The 16,681-nt window shown below is 63.8% G+C and carries 22 protein-coding genes; 4 read left to right on the forward strand and 18 right to left on the reverse strand.

Translation table 11 applies throughout. The features are described 5' to 3' along the window. Positions 1-13: 13 nt before the first annotated feature. The 5 genes from EN861_RS04805 to gcvA form a co-directional block, all read right to left on the reverse strand. Positions 14-1,018 (reverse strand): ABC transporter ATP-binding protein, encoded by a 1,005-nt coding sequence (locus EN861_RS04805; RefSeq protein ID WP_127275235.1) that lies wholly within the window; start codon positions 1,016-1,018, stop codon positions 14-16. A 50-nt stretch (positions 1,019-1,068) separates the two neighbouring features. After that, a complete protein-coding gene (locus tag EN861_RS04810) occupies positions 1,069-1,893 on the reverse strand; it encodes a carbohydrate ABC transporter permease (RefSeq protein WP_127275236.1) in 825 nt (274 codons plus the stop codon). An 11-nt stretch (positions 1,894-1,904) separates the two neighbouring features. After that, positions 1,905-2,777, reverse strand: a complete 873-nt coding sequence (locus EN861_RS04815) for a sugar ABC transporter permease (protein ID WP_127275237.1) — start codon at positions 2,775-2,777, stop codon at positions 1,905-1,907. Between the two features lie 124 nt (positions 2,778-2,901). Continuing rightward, positions 2,902-4,212: a sugar ABC transporter substrate-binding protein gene (locus EN861_RS04820; RefSeq protein ID WP_127871260.1), complete on the reverse strand. Its 1,311-nt coding sequence runs from the start codon at positions 4,210-4,212 to the stop codon at positions 2,902-2,904. A 221-nt stretch (positions 4,213-4,433) separates the two neighbouring features. Then, positions 4,434-5,339 carry a transcriptional regulator GcvA gene (gene gcvA / locus EN861_RS04825; RefSeq protein ID WP_135862638.1) on the reverse strand — a complete coding sequence of 302 codons (906 nt, stop codon included), beginning with the start codon at positions 5,337-5,339 and terminating at the stop codon, positions 4,434-4,436. A 110-nt stretch (positions 5,340-5,449) separates the two neighbouring features. Here gcvA and EN861_RS04830 point away from each other — a divergent pair, with 110 nt between their 5' ends. Next, a complete protein-coding gene (locus EN861_RS04830; RefSeq protein WP_127275240.1) occupies positions 5,450-5,635 on the forward strand; it encodes a hypothetical protein in 186 nt (61 codons plus the stop codon). 25 nt (positions 5,636-5,660) lie between these two features. Here the strand turns inward: EN861_RS04830 and EN861_RS04835 are convergent, their stop codons facing one another. Next, entirely contained in the window at positions 5,661-6,620 is a 960-nt protein-coding gene (locus EN861_RS04835; RefSeq protein ID WP_127275241.1) for a sugar-binding transcriptional regulator, read from the reverse strand. A gap of 243 nt (positions 6,621-6,863) precedes the next feature. On the opposite strand from EN861_RS04835, the gene EN861_RS04840 reads away from it, so the two are divergent. After that, positions 6,864-7,496 carry an HAD family phosphatase gene (locus EN861_RS04840; RefSeq protein WP_127275242.1) on the forward strand — a complete coding sequence of 211 codons (633 nt, stop codon included), beginning with the start codon at positions 6,864-6,866 and terminating at the stop codon, positions 7,494-7,496. Between the two features lie 217 nt (positions 7,497-7,713). Here EN861_RS04840 and EN861_RS04845 read toward each other — a convergent pair whose 3' ends face one another. From EN861_RS04845 to ureC, 8 genes are all read right to left on the reverse strand, one after another. Beyond that, positions 7,714-8,481, reverse strand: coding sequence for a class II aldolase and adducin N-terminal domain-containing protein (locus EN861_RS04845; protein WP_127275243.1), 768 nt, complete (start codon positions 8,479-8,481; stop codon positions 7,714-7,716). 80 nt (positions 8,482-8,561) lie between these two features. Next, positions 8,562-9,203 carry an urease accessory protein UreG gene (ureG, locus tag EN861_RS04850; RefSeq protein WP_127275244.1) on the reverse strand — a complete coding sequence of 214 codons (642 nt, stop codon included), beginning with the start codon at positions 9,201-9,203 and terminating at the stop codon, positions 8,562-8,564. Then, the gene (locus EN861_RS04855) at positions 9,200-9,640 is read right to left on the reverse strand and encodes a DUF3995 domain-containing protein (RefSeq protein ID WP_135862640.1); all 441 of its coding nucleotides are present in this window, start codon (positions 9,638-9,640) and stop codon (positions 9,200-9,202) included. Before EN861_RS04855 ends, ureG begins: the two co-directional genes overlap by 4 nt. Beyond that, positions 9,637-10,308 carry an urease accessory protein UreF gene (locus EN861_RS04860; RefSeq protein ID WP_135862642.1) on the reverse strand — a complete coding sequence of 224 codons (672 nt, stop codon included), beginning with the start codon at positions 10,306-10,308 and terminating at the stop codon, positions 9,637-9,639. The genes EN861_RS04855 and EN861_RS04860 overlap by 4 nt, the downstream gene beginning before the upstream one ends. After that, positions 10,301-10,864 carry an urease accessory protein UreE gene (locus tag EN861_RS04865; protein ID WP_135862644.1) on the reverse strand — a complete coding sequence of 188 codons (564 nt, stop codon included), beginning with the start codon at positions 10,862-10,864 and terminating at the stop codon, positions 10,301-10,303. Before EN861_RS04865 ends, EN861_RS04860 begins: the two co-directional genes overlap by 8 nt. Positions 10,865-10,934: 70 nt before the next feature. Beyond that, on the reverse strand, positions 10,935-11,345 hold the full coding sequence (locus EN861_RS04870) for a glutathione S-transferase C-terminal domain-containing protein (RefSeq protein WP_245511990.1): 411 nt from the start codon (positions 11,343-11,345) through the stop codon (positions 10,935-10,937). Between the two features lie 196 nt (positions 11,346-11,541). After that, positions 11,542-12,135, reverse strand: a complete 594-nt coding sequence (locus EN861_RS04875; RefSeq protein WP_135862646.1) for a hypothetical protein — start codon at positions 12,133-12,135, stop codon at positions 11,542-11,544. Between the two features lie 98 nt (positions 12,136-12,233). Next, positions 12,234-13,949, reverse strand: coding sequence for an urease subunit alpha (gene ureC / locus EN861_RS04880; RefSeq protein WP_167531404.1), 1,716 nt, complete (start codon positions 13,947-13,949; stop codon positions 12,234-12,236). A 164-nt stretch (positions 13,950-14,113) separates the two neighbouring features. On the opposite strand from ureC, the gene EN861_RS04885 reads away from it, so the two are divergent. Both EN861_RS04885 and EN861_RS04890 read left to right on the forward strand, forming a co-directional pair. After that, complete coding sequence (locus EN861_RS04885) at positions 14,114-14,491, forward strand: hypothetical protein (RefSeq protein WP_127871253.1); 378 nt, start codon at positions 14,114-14,116, stop codon at positions 14,489-14,491. A 114-nt stretch (positions 14,492-14,605) separates the two neighbouring features. Continuing rightward, a complete protein-coding gene (locus EN861_RS04890) occupies positions 14,606-15,100 on the forward strand; it encodes a hypothetical protein (RefSeq protein ID WP_135862650.1) in 495 nt (164 codons plus the stop codon). 74 nt (positions 15,101-15,174) lie between these two features. On the opposite strand, the gene EN861_RS04895 is transcribed toward EN861_RS04890, so the two are convergent. From EN861_RS04895 to EN861_RS04910, 4 genes are read right to left on the reverse strand one after another with little or no spacing between them, the layout of a single operon-like run. After that, positions 15,175-15,480, reverse strand: coding sequence for an urease subunit beta (locus EN861_RS04895; RefSeq protein ID WP_127871251.1), 306 nt, complete (start codon positions 15,478-15,480; stop codon positions 15,175-15,177). 6 nt (positions 15,481-15,486) lie between these two features. After that, the gene (locus EN861_RS04900) at positions 15,487-16,074 is read right to left on the reverse strand and encodes a HupE/UreJ family protein (protein ID WP_135862652.1); all 588 of its coding nucleotides are present in this window, start codon (positions 16,072-16,074) and stop codon (positions 15,487-15,489) included. Positions 16,075-16,097: 23 nt separating this feature from the next. Continuing rightward, positions 16,098-16,352, reverse strand: coding sequence for a DUF1272 domain-containing protein (locus EN861_RS04905; RefSeq protein ID WP_135862654.1), 255 nt, complete (start codon positions 16,350-16,352; stop codon positions 16,098-16,100). Positions 16,353-16,362: 10 nt separating this feature from the next. After that, positions 16,363-16,665: an urease subunit gamma gene (locus EN861_RS04910; protein WP_127275256.1), complete on the reverse strand. Its 303-nt coding sequence runs from the start codon at positions 16,663-16,665 to the stop codon at positions 16,363-16,365. Between the last annotated feature and the right edge of the window lie 16 nt (positions 16,666-16,681).

The following is a 16,681-nucleotide window of genomic DNA, read 5'->3' on the forward strand; positions in this document are numbered from 1 at the left end:
CACCGCTCCATCCTCACTGGGCCATCGCCTTGCCGTCGGGGCCGAAGCGGTGCAGCTTGGCTTGGTCGGGCGTGAGATAGATGGTGTCGCCATGGCGGACCGCCAGTTCGCCGTCTGCGCGCACCGTCAGCGGCCCGACACCATCGGCCTGGACGTGCAGGAACGTGTCGGAACCCAGATGCTCGGCCACGCCGACGGCGGCCTTCCAGTCGCCCGCCGTGGTCGAGATCTGCATATGTTCAGGCCGGATGCCGATCGTCTTGGCGCCATATTTGGCGGCCGGTGCGCCCTCGATCAGGTTCATCTTCGGCGAACCGATGAAGCCGGCGACGAACAGGTTGCGCGGCGTCTTGTAGAGCTCCATCGGCGAGCCGACCTGCTCGATGTTGCCGGCGTTGAGCACGACGATCTTGTCGGCCATGGTCATGGCCTCGACCTGGTCGTGGGTGACGTAGATCATCGTCGTCTTGAGCTGATGGTGCAGCTCGCTGATTTCGAGCCGCATTGTGCCGCGCAGTGCCGCGTCGAGGTTGGACAAGGGCTCGTCGAACAGGAAGGCCGAGGGCTGGCGCACGATGGCGCGGCCGATGGCGACGCGCTGGCGCTGGCCGCCGGAGAGCTGGCCGGGACGGCGTTCGAGATAGTTGGTGAGGTTCAAGACGCGCGCCGCGTCCTTCACCTTCCTGTCGATGGTCGCCTGATCCTCGCCCGCCATCTTCAATGGGAAGGCGATGTTCTTGGCAACCGTCATATGCGGGTAGAGCGCATAGGATTGGAACACCATGGCGAGCTTGCGCTTGGCCGGCGCCTCGCCGGTTACGTCACGGCCATCGATGTTGATGGTGCCGCCGCTGGTGTCTTCCAGGCCGGCGATCAGCCTCAGCAATGTCGACTTGCCGCAGCCCGACGGGCCGACGAAGACGACGAACTCACCATTCTCGATCACCAGGTCGAGACCGGGGATGATGGACGTCGATCCAAAGGATTTGGAGACGTTCTTGAGCGTGATGTTTCCCATGGTTTCCTCCCCGAGAGCTATTTTTCGCCGATTGCTTCAGGCAATTTCCGTTACTTCACCGCACCAAAGGTCAGGCCTCGTACCAGCTGCTTCTGGCTGAACCAGCCCATGATCAGGATCGGTGCGATGGCCAGCGTCGAGGCCGCCGAAAGCTTGGCCCAGAATAGGCCTTGCGGGCTGGAGAAGGAGCTGATGAAGGCGGTAAGCGGTGCTGCTTCCGTGGTCGTCAGCCGGATCGTCCAGAATGCCTCGTTCCAGGCCAGGATGATGTTGAGCAGCATCGTCGAGGCGATGCCCGGCACCGCCATCGGCGTCAGCACATAGATGATCTCGTTCCACAGCGAGGCGCCGTCCATGCGGGCCGCTTCCAGGATCTCGCCGGGGATCTCGCGGAAATAGGTGTAGAGCATCCAGATCACGATCGGCAGGTTGATCAGCATCAGCATGACCATCAGGCCGATGCGGCTGTCGAGCAGACCGGTGTCGCGGAAGATCAGGTAGATCGGAAACAGCACCGCGACCGCCGGCATCATCTTGGTGGACAGCATCCACATCAGGATGTCCTTGGTCCGCTTGGTCGGCGAGAAGGCCATCGACCATGCCGCCGGAATGGCGACGAGCAGGGCCAGGACGGTCGAGCCGACCGAGAGCAGCACCGAGTTGAAGAAGAACTTGAAATAGCCGCTCTGCGCTTGGACCTCGGAATAGCTTTCGAAGGTTCCCGACGGGATCAGGTTGAAGCCCTGGATCGCCTCCTGTTCCGACTTGAACGAGGTGATGATCGTGTACAGGATCGGAAAGAAGATCAGCAGGGCGACGATCCAGGCGGCTGCCGTCGCGATGGTCTTGTGCTGGGTGGTGACTGCGCGTGCCATCTTGTCCTCCCTTACTTGTCCAGGTTCTTGCCGACGGCGCGCATGGCGAAGAAGGCGACGATGTTGGCGAGAATGACGGCGATCACACCGCCCGCGGATGCCTGGCCGATTTTGAACTCCAGCAGCGCCTTCTGGTAGACGAGGAAGGGCAGGTTGGTGGAGGCATAGCCGGGGCCGCCATTGGTGGTGACCAGGATCTCGGCATAGACGGAGAGCAGGAAGATCGTCTGGATCAGGATGACCACGGTGATCGCTCGCGACATGTGCGGCAGCGTCAGATAGATGAAGCGGCTGATGAAGCCGGCGCCGTCCATCTCGGCGGCTTCCTTCTGCTCGCCGTCGAGCGATTGCAGCGCGGTCAGCAGGATCAATGTCGCGAAAGGCAGCCATTGCCAGGCGACGATGATGATGATCGCCGTCATAGGATGCTGCCCGAACCAGTCGATCGGTTGCGCCCCGAAGAAGCGCGCTATGTCGGCGAAGACGCCATATTGCGGGTGCATGATCATGTTCTTCCACACCAGAGCGGCGACCGGCGGCATGACGAAGAACGGCGAGATGACGAGGATGCGCACGATCCCTTGGCCCCACATCGGCTGATCGATGAGCAGTGCCAGCAGGATGCCGCCGATCACCGTGATCAGCAGCACGCTGACCACCAGGACCAGCGTGTTGAGGATCGACTGCAGGAAAGCCGGGTTGGAATAGAACAGCGCGTAGTTCGAGAGGCCGACGAAGCCATCGCGAACCGGATTGAGCGGGTTGTACTGCTGGAAGGAGAACCACAGCGTGAGAGCGAGCGGAACAACCATCCAGACCAGCAGCAGCACCACGGATGGCGCCATCATGAATCGGGCAAGCGAACGGGTCTGCTGAGTAGCCATGACGGTCACCCTTCAAGGATCAGACTGAATTTTCACAGGCGTTGGAAAGGCGGCCGCCCGAACTGGGTTTCGGGCGGCCGTTGCCGGTCGAGGAGGTGACCGGCATTCGGCACCGGGAGGAGCCTTACTTGATATAACCGCCCTCGGTCATCGCCGCGGTCGCGGCGTCCTGGGCCTGCTTCAACGCATCGTCGACGCTCGACTGACCGGCAAGTGCCGCCGAGAAGAGCTGGCCGACGGTTGTGCCAAGGCCCTGGAATTCAGGGATGGCGACGAACTGCACGCCGACATAGGGCACCGGCTTGACGGTCGGATGCGTCGGGTCGGCGGCGTTGATGGAGTCCAGTGTCATCTTGGCGAACGGAGCCGCCTTCTGGTACTCGGCGTTCGCATAAAGCGAGGAGCGCGTGCCCGGAGGTACGTTGGCCCAGCCTTCCTTCGACGCGACGAGCTCCGCATAGTGCTTGCTGGTCGCCCAGGAGACGAACTTCTCGGCAGCGTCGGCCTTCTGCGTGCCGGCGGGGATCGCCAGCGACCACGCCCATAGCCAGTTGCCGCGCTTGCCAAGGCCGTTGTCAGGCGCCAAGGCGTAACCGACCTTGTCGGCGACGGTCGAGTTCTTCGGGTCGGAGACGAAGGACGCCGCGACTGTGGCGTCGATCCACATGCCGCACTTGCCCTGCTGGAAGAGCGCCAGGTTTTCGTTGAAGCCGTTGGAGGACGCGCCTTCGGGGCCGTCGGCCTTCATCAGGTCGACATAGAACTGCAGCGTCTTCTTCCACTCGGGCTGGTCGAACTGCGGCTTCCAGTTCTCGTCGAACCAGCGGGCGCCGAACGAGTTCGACATGGCGGTCAGGAAGGCCATGTTCTCGCCCCAGCCGGCCTTGCCGCGCAGGCAGACGCCGTTCACGCCATTGGCGCGGTCGGTCATCTTGTCGGCGGCCTGTTTTATGAAGTCCCAGGTCGGCGCATCGGGCATCTTCAGCCCAGCCTTCTCCATCAGGTCCTTGCGGTACATGACGAAGGAGCTTTCGCCGTAGAACGGCGCGGCATAGAGCTTGCCGTCGACCGAGAGGCCGCCGGCGATGGCCGGGATGATGTCCTTGGCGTCGTAGTCGTCGCCGAGCTTGTCGAGCGGCAGCAGCCAGCTCTGCTTGGCCCAGATCGGAACCTCGTAGGTGCCGATGGTCATCACGTCATACTGGCCGCCCTTGGTGGCGATGTCGGTGGTGACACGCTCGCGCAGCACGTTCTCTTCGAGCGTGACCCAGTTGAGCTGGATGTCGGGGTTGGCCTTGGTGAAGTCGTCGGTCAGCTTCTGCATGCGGACCATATCGCCATTGTTGACGGTGGCGATGGTGATGGATTCGGCATGTGCGGCGAAAGCCAGCGCGCTGGCCGAGCACAAGCCCAGGATGAGCGTACGAAGTTTCATCAAATTCCTCCCATGGACCAAGATGAGCATTTGCCTTGGCTGTGAGCAATTACTCACTAAGTGTGAATTATGTCAAGCCGGATTCGATGCTGCAGCGCAGCACCGGGCTTGCCGATGGACCGCCGACGGATGGAAGTTGGAGACGACGAGCCGCGCGCGTGCCGGATATCAGGCAACGGGACAGGAAGGGGTCCAGGATCGAAGCGGGCGCGACGAACCGGTCAGCAGGCGATCTCGGCCAGCAGCCAATCGCGGAAGGCGCGGATCTTGGGCACGTTGCGGCGGGCTTCCGGATAGACCAACCAGTAGGCGTGGCCGTCGTCGCCGACCAGGTCGAACGGCTGGATCAGGCGGCCGTCGGCGAGTTCGGCCTTGAACAGGGCCCGGGTCAGGATGGCCACGCCATGGCCCGATATGGCCGCGTTGGCTTCATAGGCTTGCGCGCCCATGCTGCTGCCGGGCCGCCTGGCAAGGTCGTGGCTGTGCACGCCGGCGGCCTCGAACCATTGCGTCCACCAGATATCGCTGGGATCGAGGATCGGCAGCTTGAGCAGATCGGCCGGGTCGTTGATGCCGCCGATGCTCGCCGCGAGCTTCGGGCTCAGCATCGGCGTGAAATCGGCATCGAGCAGCTTGTGGGCTTCCAGCCCGGGCCATTTGCCGCCGCCAGAACGAATGGCGAGGTCGACGTCCTCGCGGGAGAAATCCGTCAGCCGGCTCGACGTCTCGAGCCGCACGGCAAGCGACGGATGCGCGATCTGGAACGCGCCCAGATGATGCGCCAGCCAATTCGAGGCAAAGGTCAGCACCGTGGTGACACATAGCAGCCCGTCCGCGCCGCCGCGCGCGGCGGCATAGGCCTGGCTGAGGATGGCAAAGGCCTCGCTGACAGCCGGCGCTAGGCGCTGGCCCGCTTCGGTCAGTTCGATCTGTCGCGGCCGGCGCAGGAACAGCGGCGCGCCGACGCGCTCCTCCAGCACCTTGATCTGGTAGCTGACCGCGGCTTGCGTCATGGCGAGTTCCCCGGCGGCCTTGGTGAAAGAAAGATGCCGCGCCACCGCCTCGAACACCCGGATCGCCTGCAATGGCGGCAGTTGCGAAACCTGCGGCGCGCTGAGGTCAGGCATAAAGCCTCCTTATGGGTCGTTATCGACGTTCGATTGGCAAAGGCGGCCGGCAAGGCCGACATTCATCCTCAACCCGTCATTCGGGTTCAGGATAGCGAAGGTTGACGATCATGACCATGACGCAGCAAAAATGCACTCCCGCTCCCGATCATCGCTGGATTTCGTGGTTGGTGGACGGATTCGGCTGGTTCGCGCCCCGAAAAAAGGCGCATCTCGACATCAGGGACCTGTCGCCCCATCTGCAGCGCGACCTCGGTTTTCTCGACGGCAACGACCCTTTCGGCCGGCACCAATAGCCTTCCTGGCTTTATCAGGAAGCCGTCAAATACCGGCCAGCAGGGCGGTCGCCGTCCGCTCGTCGGTGATGAGCCCGTTGACCAGCCGCCGGTTCACGGCCGCCAGGATTCCCGGCAGCTTACGCTCGCCCATGGCGAGCGCGATGACCAGCGACTTCTCGCGCGACGGCAGCGCCGCCGACGACACCCGGTCATTGGTGATGCCTTCGATCATGCGGCCCTCGCGATCGAACACCCAGCCGACGATTTCGGCGACGCCGCCCGCCTTCTGCAAGGCTTTCAGCTCGCTTTCGGAAATGAAGCCGTCCTCGTAGAGCGGCGCCTTCGGGCCGAGGTCGCCAATGCCGATGAAGGTGACATCGGCCTCGGCGGCAAGCGCCAGCGTCGGCTGGATCATCGGCTGGTTGAGCAGCATTTCGCGCTCCTGCGGCGAGGAGGCGATGACCGGCAGCGGCATCGGGAAGGACCGCGCCTTGACCCTGTCGGCCATGGTGAAGATGACGTTGTAGAAGGCGGCCGAACCGTCCGGCGAGATGTTGCCGGTCAAGGACACCACCTTATGCTGCGGGCATTCCATCGGCGGCAATTGTTCGATCGCCGCCTTCAGCGTGCGTCCGGTGCCGATGCCCATGACGATCGGTGTCGGCGACCGCAGCCGCCGTTCGATCTCGGCGGCGGCCGCTTCGGCGATGCCGATGGTGGTGGAGGATGAGTTGGGATCGCTCGGCACCACCTCGACAAGGTCGAGCGCGAAGCGTGATTTCAGCCGCGCGGCAAGGTCCAGGCAGTTGGCGATCGGATGATCGACGCGGACCTTGATCAAGCCTTCCGACACCGCCAGCGACACCAGCCGCTGCGCCGTCTGCCTCGATATGCCGAGCGTGGCGGCGATCTGGTCCTGTGTGTTGCCGGCAACATAATAGAGCCAGCCGGCGCGCGCCGCGTCGTCCAGCCTGTTGCTGCCGCCATCCTGCCGGCTATTCACGTCCTGCCTCCCGAAACCCGCCGATCATCAGGCGATCCGTATCAGTTTCGCAGGGAATGGCCGCCTGCGCAATTGTCAATCTCAAGAGCAAATGCCTACGCTGATACAGCGGAGGTTTCTCGGCCAATACCCGGTCGGAGAAAACGCGGCCGGTTCCGTTTCGCTTTGAAGGCATGTTCTATGGCCGCCAAAGGTTTATCTCCCGCCGCAAACCCTTTAAGGGATCGCAAAAAGGAGCGCTGCATGACACCGAAGGCGGTTTTCTGGGACATGGACGGCACGCTGGTCGACAGCGAACCGCTGCATGAGGCAGCCCTCATTGCAGCGATGCGCAATGCCGGCCTGACGCCGCCTGACGATCTGCATGAGCGCGTGCTGGGCGTCGCCGCCTGGCCGGTCTACGAAATGATGCGCGACGAGTTCGGGCTGCGACTGCCCTTCGACGAGTGGATCGTTCACAAATATGAGCATTACCTGCCGCTGGTCGAAGGGCTGAAGCCGCGCCCAGGCGCTATCGAGGTCTTCCACGAACTGCACGCGCTCGGCGTGCAGCAGGCGGTGGTGTCCAATTCGGACCGGATGATCGTCGACGCCAATCTGCGCATGGTCGGCCTCACCTATCCCGGCATGAAGACGATCAGCCGCAACGACGTGCGCGACGGCAAGCCGCACGCCGAGCCTTTCTTGCGCGCCGCCTATCTGGCCGACGTCGATCCCGCGCACGCCGTCGCGGTCGACGACAGCTGGCCGGGCGCCATGGCGGGGCTGGCGGCGGGAATGAAGACCATCTTCTGGCCTGAAAAGCCGATGGAAGGACCGCCCGGCGCCATCGTCATCAACAGCGCCGGGGAATTGCGGGCTCAGCTCGGGCTGTGAGTAGCCTCCTTCTCCCCCGTCACTATACGGGGAGAAGGTGCCGGCAGGCGGATGAGGGGCAGCGCTGACTTGGCAAAACGTCGGCGTGCAGGTTCTGATTTCTGAGACCTTGGTGCCGCCCCTCATTGTCCTGCCGGACATTTCTCCCCGTATAGTGACGGGGAGAAAGTGGCGGTGCTGACGGTTTCGCCAATTACCGGCGTTGCGAAATGATCGCTTAATTCCGGTACACCGGCTCCTGCTCGTCGAGGATCGCCTTCAACTCGGCGAGGTGACGCTCGGCCTGGCCGGGATAGTCGTCCATCTCGCTCGCCGCCTTCTCGGCGATCGCGTCGGAGAGCGTGCGCAGCGGGCGACCGGTCCACAGCGCCTTGATGTAGGTCTCGGCGGCGCGCTCGAAATAGAACATGCGGTTGAAGGCGTCGGCGACGGTGTCGCCGATGACCAGCACGCCATGGTTGCCCATCACCATCACCTTGACCTTGGGGTCAGCGAGAAGCTGCGAGCAGCGTTCGCCCTCTTCCTCGAAGGCCAGCCCGCCATAGTGCGCGTCAACGACATGGCGGTTGAAGAACATTGCCGAATTCTGGTCGATCGGCGGCAGCGTCGAGTCGGCCAGCGAGGCCAGCACGGTGGCGTGGATCGAATGGACATGCATGACGCAGCGCGCGTGCGGTACGTTGCGATGGACGGCGCCGTGCAAGCCCCATGCCGTCGGGTCGGGTGCATTAGGCCCCGAAAGCGTGTCGGGGTCGTTGGCGTCGATCTCGATCAGGTCGCTCGCCTTGACGCGTGAGAAATGCACCTGGTTGGGGTTCATCAGGAACCTGGTGCCGTCGTCGTTGATGGCCAGCGAGAAATGGTTGGCCACCGCTTCGTGCATGTTGAGCCGCGCCGTCCAGCGGAAGGCGCAGGCGAGATCGACGCGCTCTTCGTAGAAGGGCAGGTTGGTCAGCTTTTCCTTCTGCAGGCGGGCAATGCTCATGCTAAAATTCCTCCGGTTTCGGCAAGAATGCCGCGCTCCGCTGGTGCCCGCAACCGCTTTCGCTTGGTGCAGACGGCCAGCTATGCCGCGGTGCTTGCGGCGCCAATGGTCCGCAGTCCGCCGTGCTCGACGATAAAATCGATCACCTCCCGCAGGCCCTTGCCGCGTGAAAGATCGGTGAAGCCGAACGGCCGCTTGCCGCGCATGCGGCCGGCGTCGCTCTCCATGACATCGAGATTGACGTTCACATAGGGCGCGAGGTCGCTCTTGTTGATGATGAGGAAATCGGAACGGGTGATCGCCGGGCCGCCCTTTCTCGGAATCTCCTCGCCCTGGCAGACCGAGATGACATAGAGCGTCAGGTCGGCAAGGTCCGGCGAGAAGGTGGCGGCCAGGTTGTCGCCGCCGGATTCGATGAAGATGATGTCGAGATCGGGGAATTTGCGGTTCAGTTCGGCGATCGCCTGCAAATTGATCGAGGCGTCCTCGCGGATGGCGGTGTGCGGGCAGCCGCCGGTTTCGACGCCGACGATGCGGTCCTCCGGCAGCGCCTGCAGCCGGACCAGCATCATGGCGTCTTCCCTGGTGTAGATGTCGTTGGTGACGACGGCGATGGAAAACTCGTCGCGCAGCGCCTTGCAGAGTTTTTCGGTGAGCGTCGTCTTGCCGGAACCGACGGGGCCGCCAATGCCGATGCGAAGAGGACCGTTAGCTTGTGTCATATCGGAAACTCCATAATGGCAAGAGCCGCGAAGCCGAGCCCGATCAGCAGGCACAGCGGCGAATAGAGACTGGTATCGAGCCACGCGAAAGGCTGTTGCGGCGCCAGCCGGCGCCACCAGGGCGTGAAACCGGCAATGCCACGCCCCAGGAACACCAGACCGATCAGCATCGACGTGGCGGCAAGGCCCTCCTTGGGAAAGGGCGAGGCGAAGAACCCGATGAGCGCCAGCGGCCAGAGCGTCGCCAGGCCAAGGCAGGCGGCAACGGCGAAACTGGCGATCGGTGTCGGCATTTCGTCGACGCCGCGAAAACCGACGACGGCATGGGCGCAGGACGCGGCATCCCTGCCCGGCCAGATGCCGCCGATGCCCCAATAGACATGCAGTGTCGTGATCAGCAGCAGCACGAATGAGAGGACGAAGGCGAGGAGGATCATGAGCGGAACAATCGCGAATACTGGGTTTCGTGCTTCATCGCCATGACGTCGGAGACGAAGGCGCAGCCGCCGAGATCGTCCGATGTCGAGCGGGACGCGCGCGCCGCGGCCGACAGCGCCAGCGGCTCGAAGCCGGCAAGCAGCGCGGTGGCTTCGTTCTGACCGATGACGCCGAGCCGGATCGCGGCCTGGACGAGGTTGGAAAAGAAGGCTTGCAGGAAGGCGGACAGCGCGTCCTGCAGCGCAACGCCATTGCCCCCGGCGACAGCGCCGACAGCGACGCAATAGGCGCATTCGGCCGGCAACCGCTCCAGCACGGAATTGGGCCAGGCGCCGGCCGCTTTAAGGAAGGCCGCACCTTGCAGCGTGGCCTCGGCGTGGCGTTCGCGCGAGCCGGCCAGTGCCTCGGCCAGAGCGGCGACCTCGGCCAGATCGCTGCCTTCGCGGGCGCGGCGCCAGCTCTCGGCGAACAGCACGGCATCGTTCCAGCCGGAGCCCATCTCGACCAGCGTCTCCAGCCAGCTGGCAAGGCCGGCGGCATCGGCCACCAACCCGTCATGCACCGCGCGCTCCAGACCATGGCTGTAGGCAAAGCCGCCGACCGGAAAGGCCGGCGACAGCCATGCCATCAGCCGCAGCAGGGCGATGCCGGAGGGCTGGTCAGTCATGATGATGATCGTGATGCGAATGCGCATGGCTGTGCGAATGGGATTCGCCGTGGCCATGGCTGTGCGCCTCGGCGTGGGCATGGCCATGCCCGCCGGAATAGGCGCCGCGCACCGGCTTGAACGGCTCCGAGACGTCGCGCACCGTGGCGCCGAGCCCCTCCAGCATCGCCTTGATGACATGGTCGCGCAGGATGAGGATACGGTGCGCCTCGATGCCGGCGGCGAGGTGGCGGTTGCCGATATGCCAGGCGAGTTCGGTCAGATGCACGGCGTCGCGGGCGCGGATGTCATAGACCTCTTCGGGCGCCGCGATAATCTCGATATGACCGCCGTCCTCCAGCACCAGCCGGTCGCCGTCGTTCAGGGCAACGGGCTCGGGCAGGTCGACCAGCACCTTGCCGCCGTCGGCAAGTTCGATGGCGCGGCGGCGCAGATGCCGCTCGTCATGGGCGAGGACCGCACGGCCGGAAGGCACGGTGGTCGCGGCCGTGCCGGCAGGCAGCACCGAGACCGCGCGCGGAAATTTGGTGAAGTCGGTGTTGAGGTTGAGCTTCATTTCATGGCTCCGCCATTAGAGCGCCGCGCGTCCCCTTGGACGCGCAAAGGACGCTCTAACATGTTTGAATCTATGCATCGTGCTTTCCGAAAACCGATTCCGATTTTCGGGCCGATGCATTGGCTTGGGCACGGGCGCGGGCTGGGCGGCCCAGCACGCGGTCGAAATAGGCGTTGACGCGGTCGGATTCGATCGGGAAGCGGCCGGCTCGGGCCCAGCCGCCCATATCGCCGAGCAGCACGTCGACGGCGGAAAACCGGTCGCCGAGTGCGAACGGTTTGTCGCCAAGCCGGCGATCCAGCGCCTTGAGTTCCGTAGCGAAATCATAGGCCGCCGCGGGGCCGACCTCGACCCGCACTTCCCTGGGTAAGAGGAAGCGATGGCGCAATTTGTTCCACAGCGGCGCCTCGAATTCGCTCTGGGCAAAATGCATCCAGGAATCCATCTCGGCACGGCCCGCAAGGCCCGGATTGGCGCCCATGCCTTTATCGGCGTGCTTGTCGGCGAGATAGACGCAGATCGCCGCCGCGAGCGGAGCTTGACCTCGACGAATTCATAGGGCTGCCCGAGTTCCTCGAGCATCCAGAGGACGCGGCTGACCCGGGACCCACGCGATCCAATGGCCTTGTACATCGCTGAACCTGCCTTTCCCCGAAACTCTAGATCATCGGCTGGCGTCATACGATCGTGTCGAAGAGCCGCAGGATGAACGATATCTGGTAGATCAGCGCCGCCGTGACGAAGGCGATGTGGAAGCGGCGGTCGCGGACCAGGATCGCGGCGATGCAGAGCGCGACGAAGATCGGCGTTCGGAACAGATATTCGTTGCCGAAGCGGGCGAAATGCTCCGGCCCTTTCAGCAGGGTGTCGATCACATCGAGCAGATAAGTCGCCGCCAGAAGGCCGAAGAACCAGGCGCGGCGCGAGTAAAAATAGTCCTCGTAGCTGGTGTAATCGAGCATCGAATCCGGAAACAGCAGCGCGCACAGCAGGAACAGCGTGATGGCGTAGAAGATGATGAACAGGTACTTGCCGAAGGTCCAGGTTTCGATGGCGTAAAGGCCGAACTCCCACCACCAGAAATGCACCATCATCAGAAGCACCGAGGCGACCCAGGCGAGGTGCACGGGATAGAGCCGGTACTGGCCGGGATGCTGGACGATGCGAGCCAGCCCCGACAGAAGGCGAGTGACGCCGAGCCCGATCACCATGCCCATGACGATGCGAATATGCGGGAAGATGTCGTGGGGAGAGGCTATTTCGGTGGCCATGCCTAATCACAATACGGCTTTTCGAGGCCGCATATTGCGGTGTGGAATCCTCCCCTGCAATGGATTTTGCACCACTTGAGGCGGTCGCCGATTTCGCATCAAAACAGAAAATACCGCTGTGCCATCGGCAGCACGGTCGCCGGCTCGCAGGTCAACAGTTCGCCATCGGCGCGTACCTCGTAGGTTTCGGAATCAACCTCGACATGCGGCGTCGCGTCATTGAGCACCATCGAGTGCTTGCCGATGCCGCCGCGCGTATTTTCGACGGCGACGAACTGCTTGTCGACGCCGAGCCTACCATGCAGGCCTGACTCCAGCGCGGCTTTCGAAACGAAGGTCACGGACGAATTGGTCCGGGCTTTGCCATAGGCGCCGAACATCGGCCGGTAGTGCATTGGCTGCGGCGTCGGGATCGAGGCGTTGGGGTCGCCCATCGGGGCGGCGGCGATCATGCCGCCGATCAGCACCATGTCCGGCTTGACGCCGAAGAAGGCCGGGTTCCATAGCACCAGATCGGCGCGTTTGCCGACCGCGATCGAGCCGATGTCCTTGGACAGGCCATGGGCGATGGCAGGATTGATCGTGTATTTGGCGATGTAGCGGCGGACGCGGAAATTGTCGTTGTCGCCGGTCTCCTGCGGCAATGACCCGCGCTGGCGCTTCATCTTGTCGGCGGTCTGCCAGGTGCGGATCGCCACCTCGCCGACGCGGCCCATGGCCTGGCTGTCCGACGAGATGATCGAGAAGGCGCCGATGTCGTGCAGTATGTCCTCGGCCGCGATGGTCTCCTTGCGGATGCGGCTTTCGGCAAAAGCGATGTCCTCGGGAATCGATGGCGACAGATGATGGCAGACCATCAGCATGTCGAGATGCTCGGCCAGGGTGTTGACCGTGTAGGGCCGCGTCGGATTGGTCGAGGACGGGATGACGTTGGGCAGGCCGCAGACCTTGATGATGTCGGGCGCATGGCCGCCGCCGGCGCCTTCGGTGTGGAAGGCATGGATGGTGCGGCCCTTAATGGCGGCGACCGTGTTCTCGACGAAGCCGGATTCGTTCAGCGTATCGGTGTGGATCATCACCTGCACGTCGTAGTCGTCGGCGACCGACAGGCAGCAATCGATCGCCGCCGGCGTCGTGCCCCAGTCCTCATGCAGCTTGAGCGAGCAGGCGCCGCCCAGCACCATCTCCTCGAGCGCTGCAGGCAGCGAGGCGTTGCCCTTGCCCGACAGGCCGATATTCATCGGGAAAGCGTCGAAGGACTGGATCATACGCGCCATGTGCCATGGCCCCGGCGTGCAGGTGGTGGCCAGCGTGCCATGCGCCGGGCCGGTGCCGCCGCCGAGCATGGTGGTGATGCCCGACATCAGCGCTTCCTCGATCTGCTGCGGGCAGATGAAGTGGATATGCGCGTCGAAGCCGCCGGCGGTGAGTATCTTGCCTTCGCCGGCGATGATTTCGGTGCCGGGTCCGATGATGATGGTGACGCCGCCTTGAGTGTCGGGATTGCCGGCCTTGCCTATTGCGGCGATGCGGCCGTCCCTGAGGCCGATGTCGGCCTTGAAGATGCCGGCGCTGGCATCGATCACCAGCGCGTTGGTGATGACGGTGTCGACCGCTCCTTGGGCACGGGAAACCTGGCTCTGGCCCATGCCGTCGCGAATGACCTTGCCGCCGCCGAATTTCACCTCTTCGCCATGGATGGTGAAATCCTTCTCGACCTCGATGATCAGCTCCGTGTCGGCAAGCCGCACTCTGTCGCCGACCGTTGGGCCATACATCTGGGCGTAGGCGGCACGGCTTAGTCTGGCCATCAGCGATTGCTCCCGAAATGCGGTATGGTCGAAACCCGGCTGCACATTGCCGCCACCCAATGGTCACGCAATGACCCGCTGGGCGACACCTTCTGATCCCATTTGGCGGTTGAGGTTGGCAGGCCACCCCAAAACGACCGTTTGCCAAACCGATGGAAGGAAAATCCATGCGCAAAACGATAGTTCTTGCAACCGCCGCCAGCCTGATGCTGGCGGGTGCCGCCAGTGCCCAGCAGCAGCCTGCTCAACAGCCCGCTCCGACCGCGCCGGCCCCAGCCGCCCCTGGCGGCCAGCAGGCCGCCCCGGCGATTCAGAGCGTCAACATCGTCGACATCAGCGAGTTGCCGAAGGACACCCAGACGCAGGTCAACCAGGTGATCTCCCAGCGTGGCGATGCCGGCCTGCAGAAGCTGCGCAGCTCGATCGATGCCACGCCCAAGGTGAAGTCCGCCCTCCAGGCCAAGGGAATGACCTCGGCTCAGGTGGTCGCGGCCAGCATGGAGCCAAACGGCGCGCTGACCCTGATCACCAAGAAGGCGAGTTAAAGGCCCGGCGCGGCGGGCCGGTATCCGGTCCGCCCACCGAATCGGAGAGGGAACCGTGGCAGGGCTGGCGTCGTTTTGTTTCCTGAGCGTTGGAACAAACCGCGGAAGTGACCGATGACCGATACCACCTTGCCCGATATCCGTTGGCTGCATGCCGTTGCAGCCGCTGCGTTTCTGGCAGTGAGCCTCCCCCAGGCCGCGCTGAACGCGCAGGGCCTTCAGAGCCCGGAAACCGTCGACCGCATCGTCGGCTCGCAAGTCAACCAGGAAGAGGCCAAGACGACCGCTGAGATTGGAAAGGTCAATTCGGCGATCGACCGCACGCGGGAAAATATCAGCACGGTGCGCAAGACCTCCAAGCTCGACAAGGTCGATATCGTGTTCCTGACCGATGCGGCGCGCAGCGAAGGCGGCCCGCCGCCGGTCATCGAGAACAAAGTCCGGCAGCATCAGGACGATGTTACCGAGCTGCGCAAGGAGATCGAGGCCAACGCGCTGCTCTTCAACGCCATCGAGTCGCGGCGCGTGCTTGCGCAAGACGTTCTCGCCGTGGAATTCGACGATCCCGGAAAGATCGTCATCTACGCGGCCGCCAAGCCATCGGACTGAGCGACGCGCAGCGCGTGCGTTCATGCCTGCGCTGAAGTCGCTCGCCGGCCTTGCGCGCGAAGCACGAGACGTCCTCACAGCTTACCCATTACCTTCTGCTGGAATCCATAGACCTCGCGCTTGCCGCCAAGCGGCACCAGCGTGACGTCGCGTTCCTGCCCCGGCTCGAAGCGCGTGGCGGTGCCGGCGGCGATGTCGAGGCGCATGCCGCGCGCGCTCTCGCGGTCGAATGTCAGCGCCTCATTGGTTTCGAAGAAATGATAATGGCTGCCGACCTGGACCGGCCGGTCGCCACTGTTGGCCACTTTCAGGGTGACGGTCGGCAGACCCTTGTTGAGTTCGATGTCGCCTTGGGCAGGCATGATTTCGCCGGGGATCATCGGACCTCACACGACGCCGAAGACGAGGCCGACGCCGATCGCCGCGCAGGCGGCACCCACGATGCGGGCCACACCACGAAATCTCATGCCGAGGCCGAGCCCGGCGGCGATGCCTATGGCATGGAGCAGCACGGTGGCGATGGCAAAGCCGGCCATATATTCGAGCCCGCCGGCATTTTCCGGCACTTCCGTGCCATGGGCGTGGCCGTGAAACAGCGCAAACAGGCCGATGATAGCGACACCGGCCGAAACGGGGAGATCGACCGCCAGCGCGACCAGTAGCCCGAGCGCCACGACCGAGGCCAGTATGCCCGGCTCAACGAACGGCAACGGCAGATGGGCCATGCCAAGGGCCGCGCCGGCCAGCATGATGCCGACGAACGCCGCCGGCCAGGCCCAGATCGCCTTGCCGCCCTTGAGGGCCGCCCACAGGCCGACAGCGAGCATCACCGTCATGTGGTCGAGGCCCGACAATGGATGCGTGAAGCCGGCCATGAGGGAGGACGTCGGGCCGATGCCGACATGGGCGTAGGCAGGCATGGCTGCCGCCACGAGCAGGATCGCCGAGAGGCACAGGCGTTTGACAGGGATCATTTACTTGCCTTTCGTTTGCGGTGTCAGGCGGCCCTGCGGGGACCGCAGCCCTCGGCCTTGAGCACGCGTTTGGTCGAAGCCGGATATTTCTTCAGCATCGCGGCGGGACGGATCGGCCGGGCTGTAAAATCGCCGCCGCAGTTCGGGCAGACGCCGGCAAGCACGTTTTCGACACAGCCGGCGCAGAAGGTGCACTCGAAGGTGCAGATCCGCGCATCCTTCGCTTCCGGTGGCAGGTCCTTGTCGCAGCATTCGCAGTTCGGGCGCAGCTCAAGCACGTCGGCCTCCTCACCTGATCGGTTCGTGCACGGTCACCAGCTTGGTGCCATCGGGAAAGGTCGCTTCCACCTGCACGTCATGGATCATCTCGGCGATGCCTTGCATCACCTGCGCGCGGCTGACGACATGGGCGCCGGCCTCCATCAGTTCGGCCACCGGGCGGCCATCGCGGGCGCCCTCGACGACGAAATCGGTGATCAGCGCGATGGCTTCCGGATGGTTGAGCTTGACGCCGCGCTCCAGCCGCTTGCGCGCCACGATCGCCGCCATGGCGATCAGCAGCTTGTCCTTTTCCCTTGGCGTCAGGTTCATGCGTCTTCCTGAAATG

The sequence above is a fragment of the Mesorhizobium sp. M8A.F.Ca.ET.218.01.1.1 genome (assembly GCF_004791165.1).
In the GTDB taxonomy this organism is placed as follows: domain Bacteria; phylum Pseudomonadota; class Alphaproteobacteria; order Rhizobiales; family Rhizobiaceae; genus Mesorhizobium.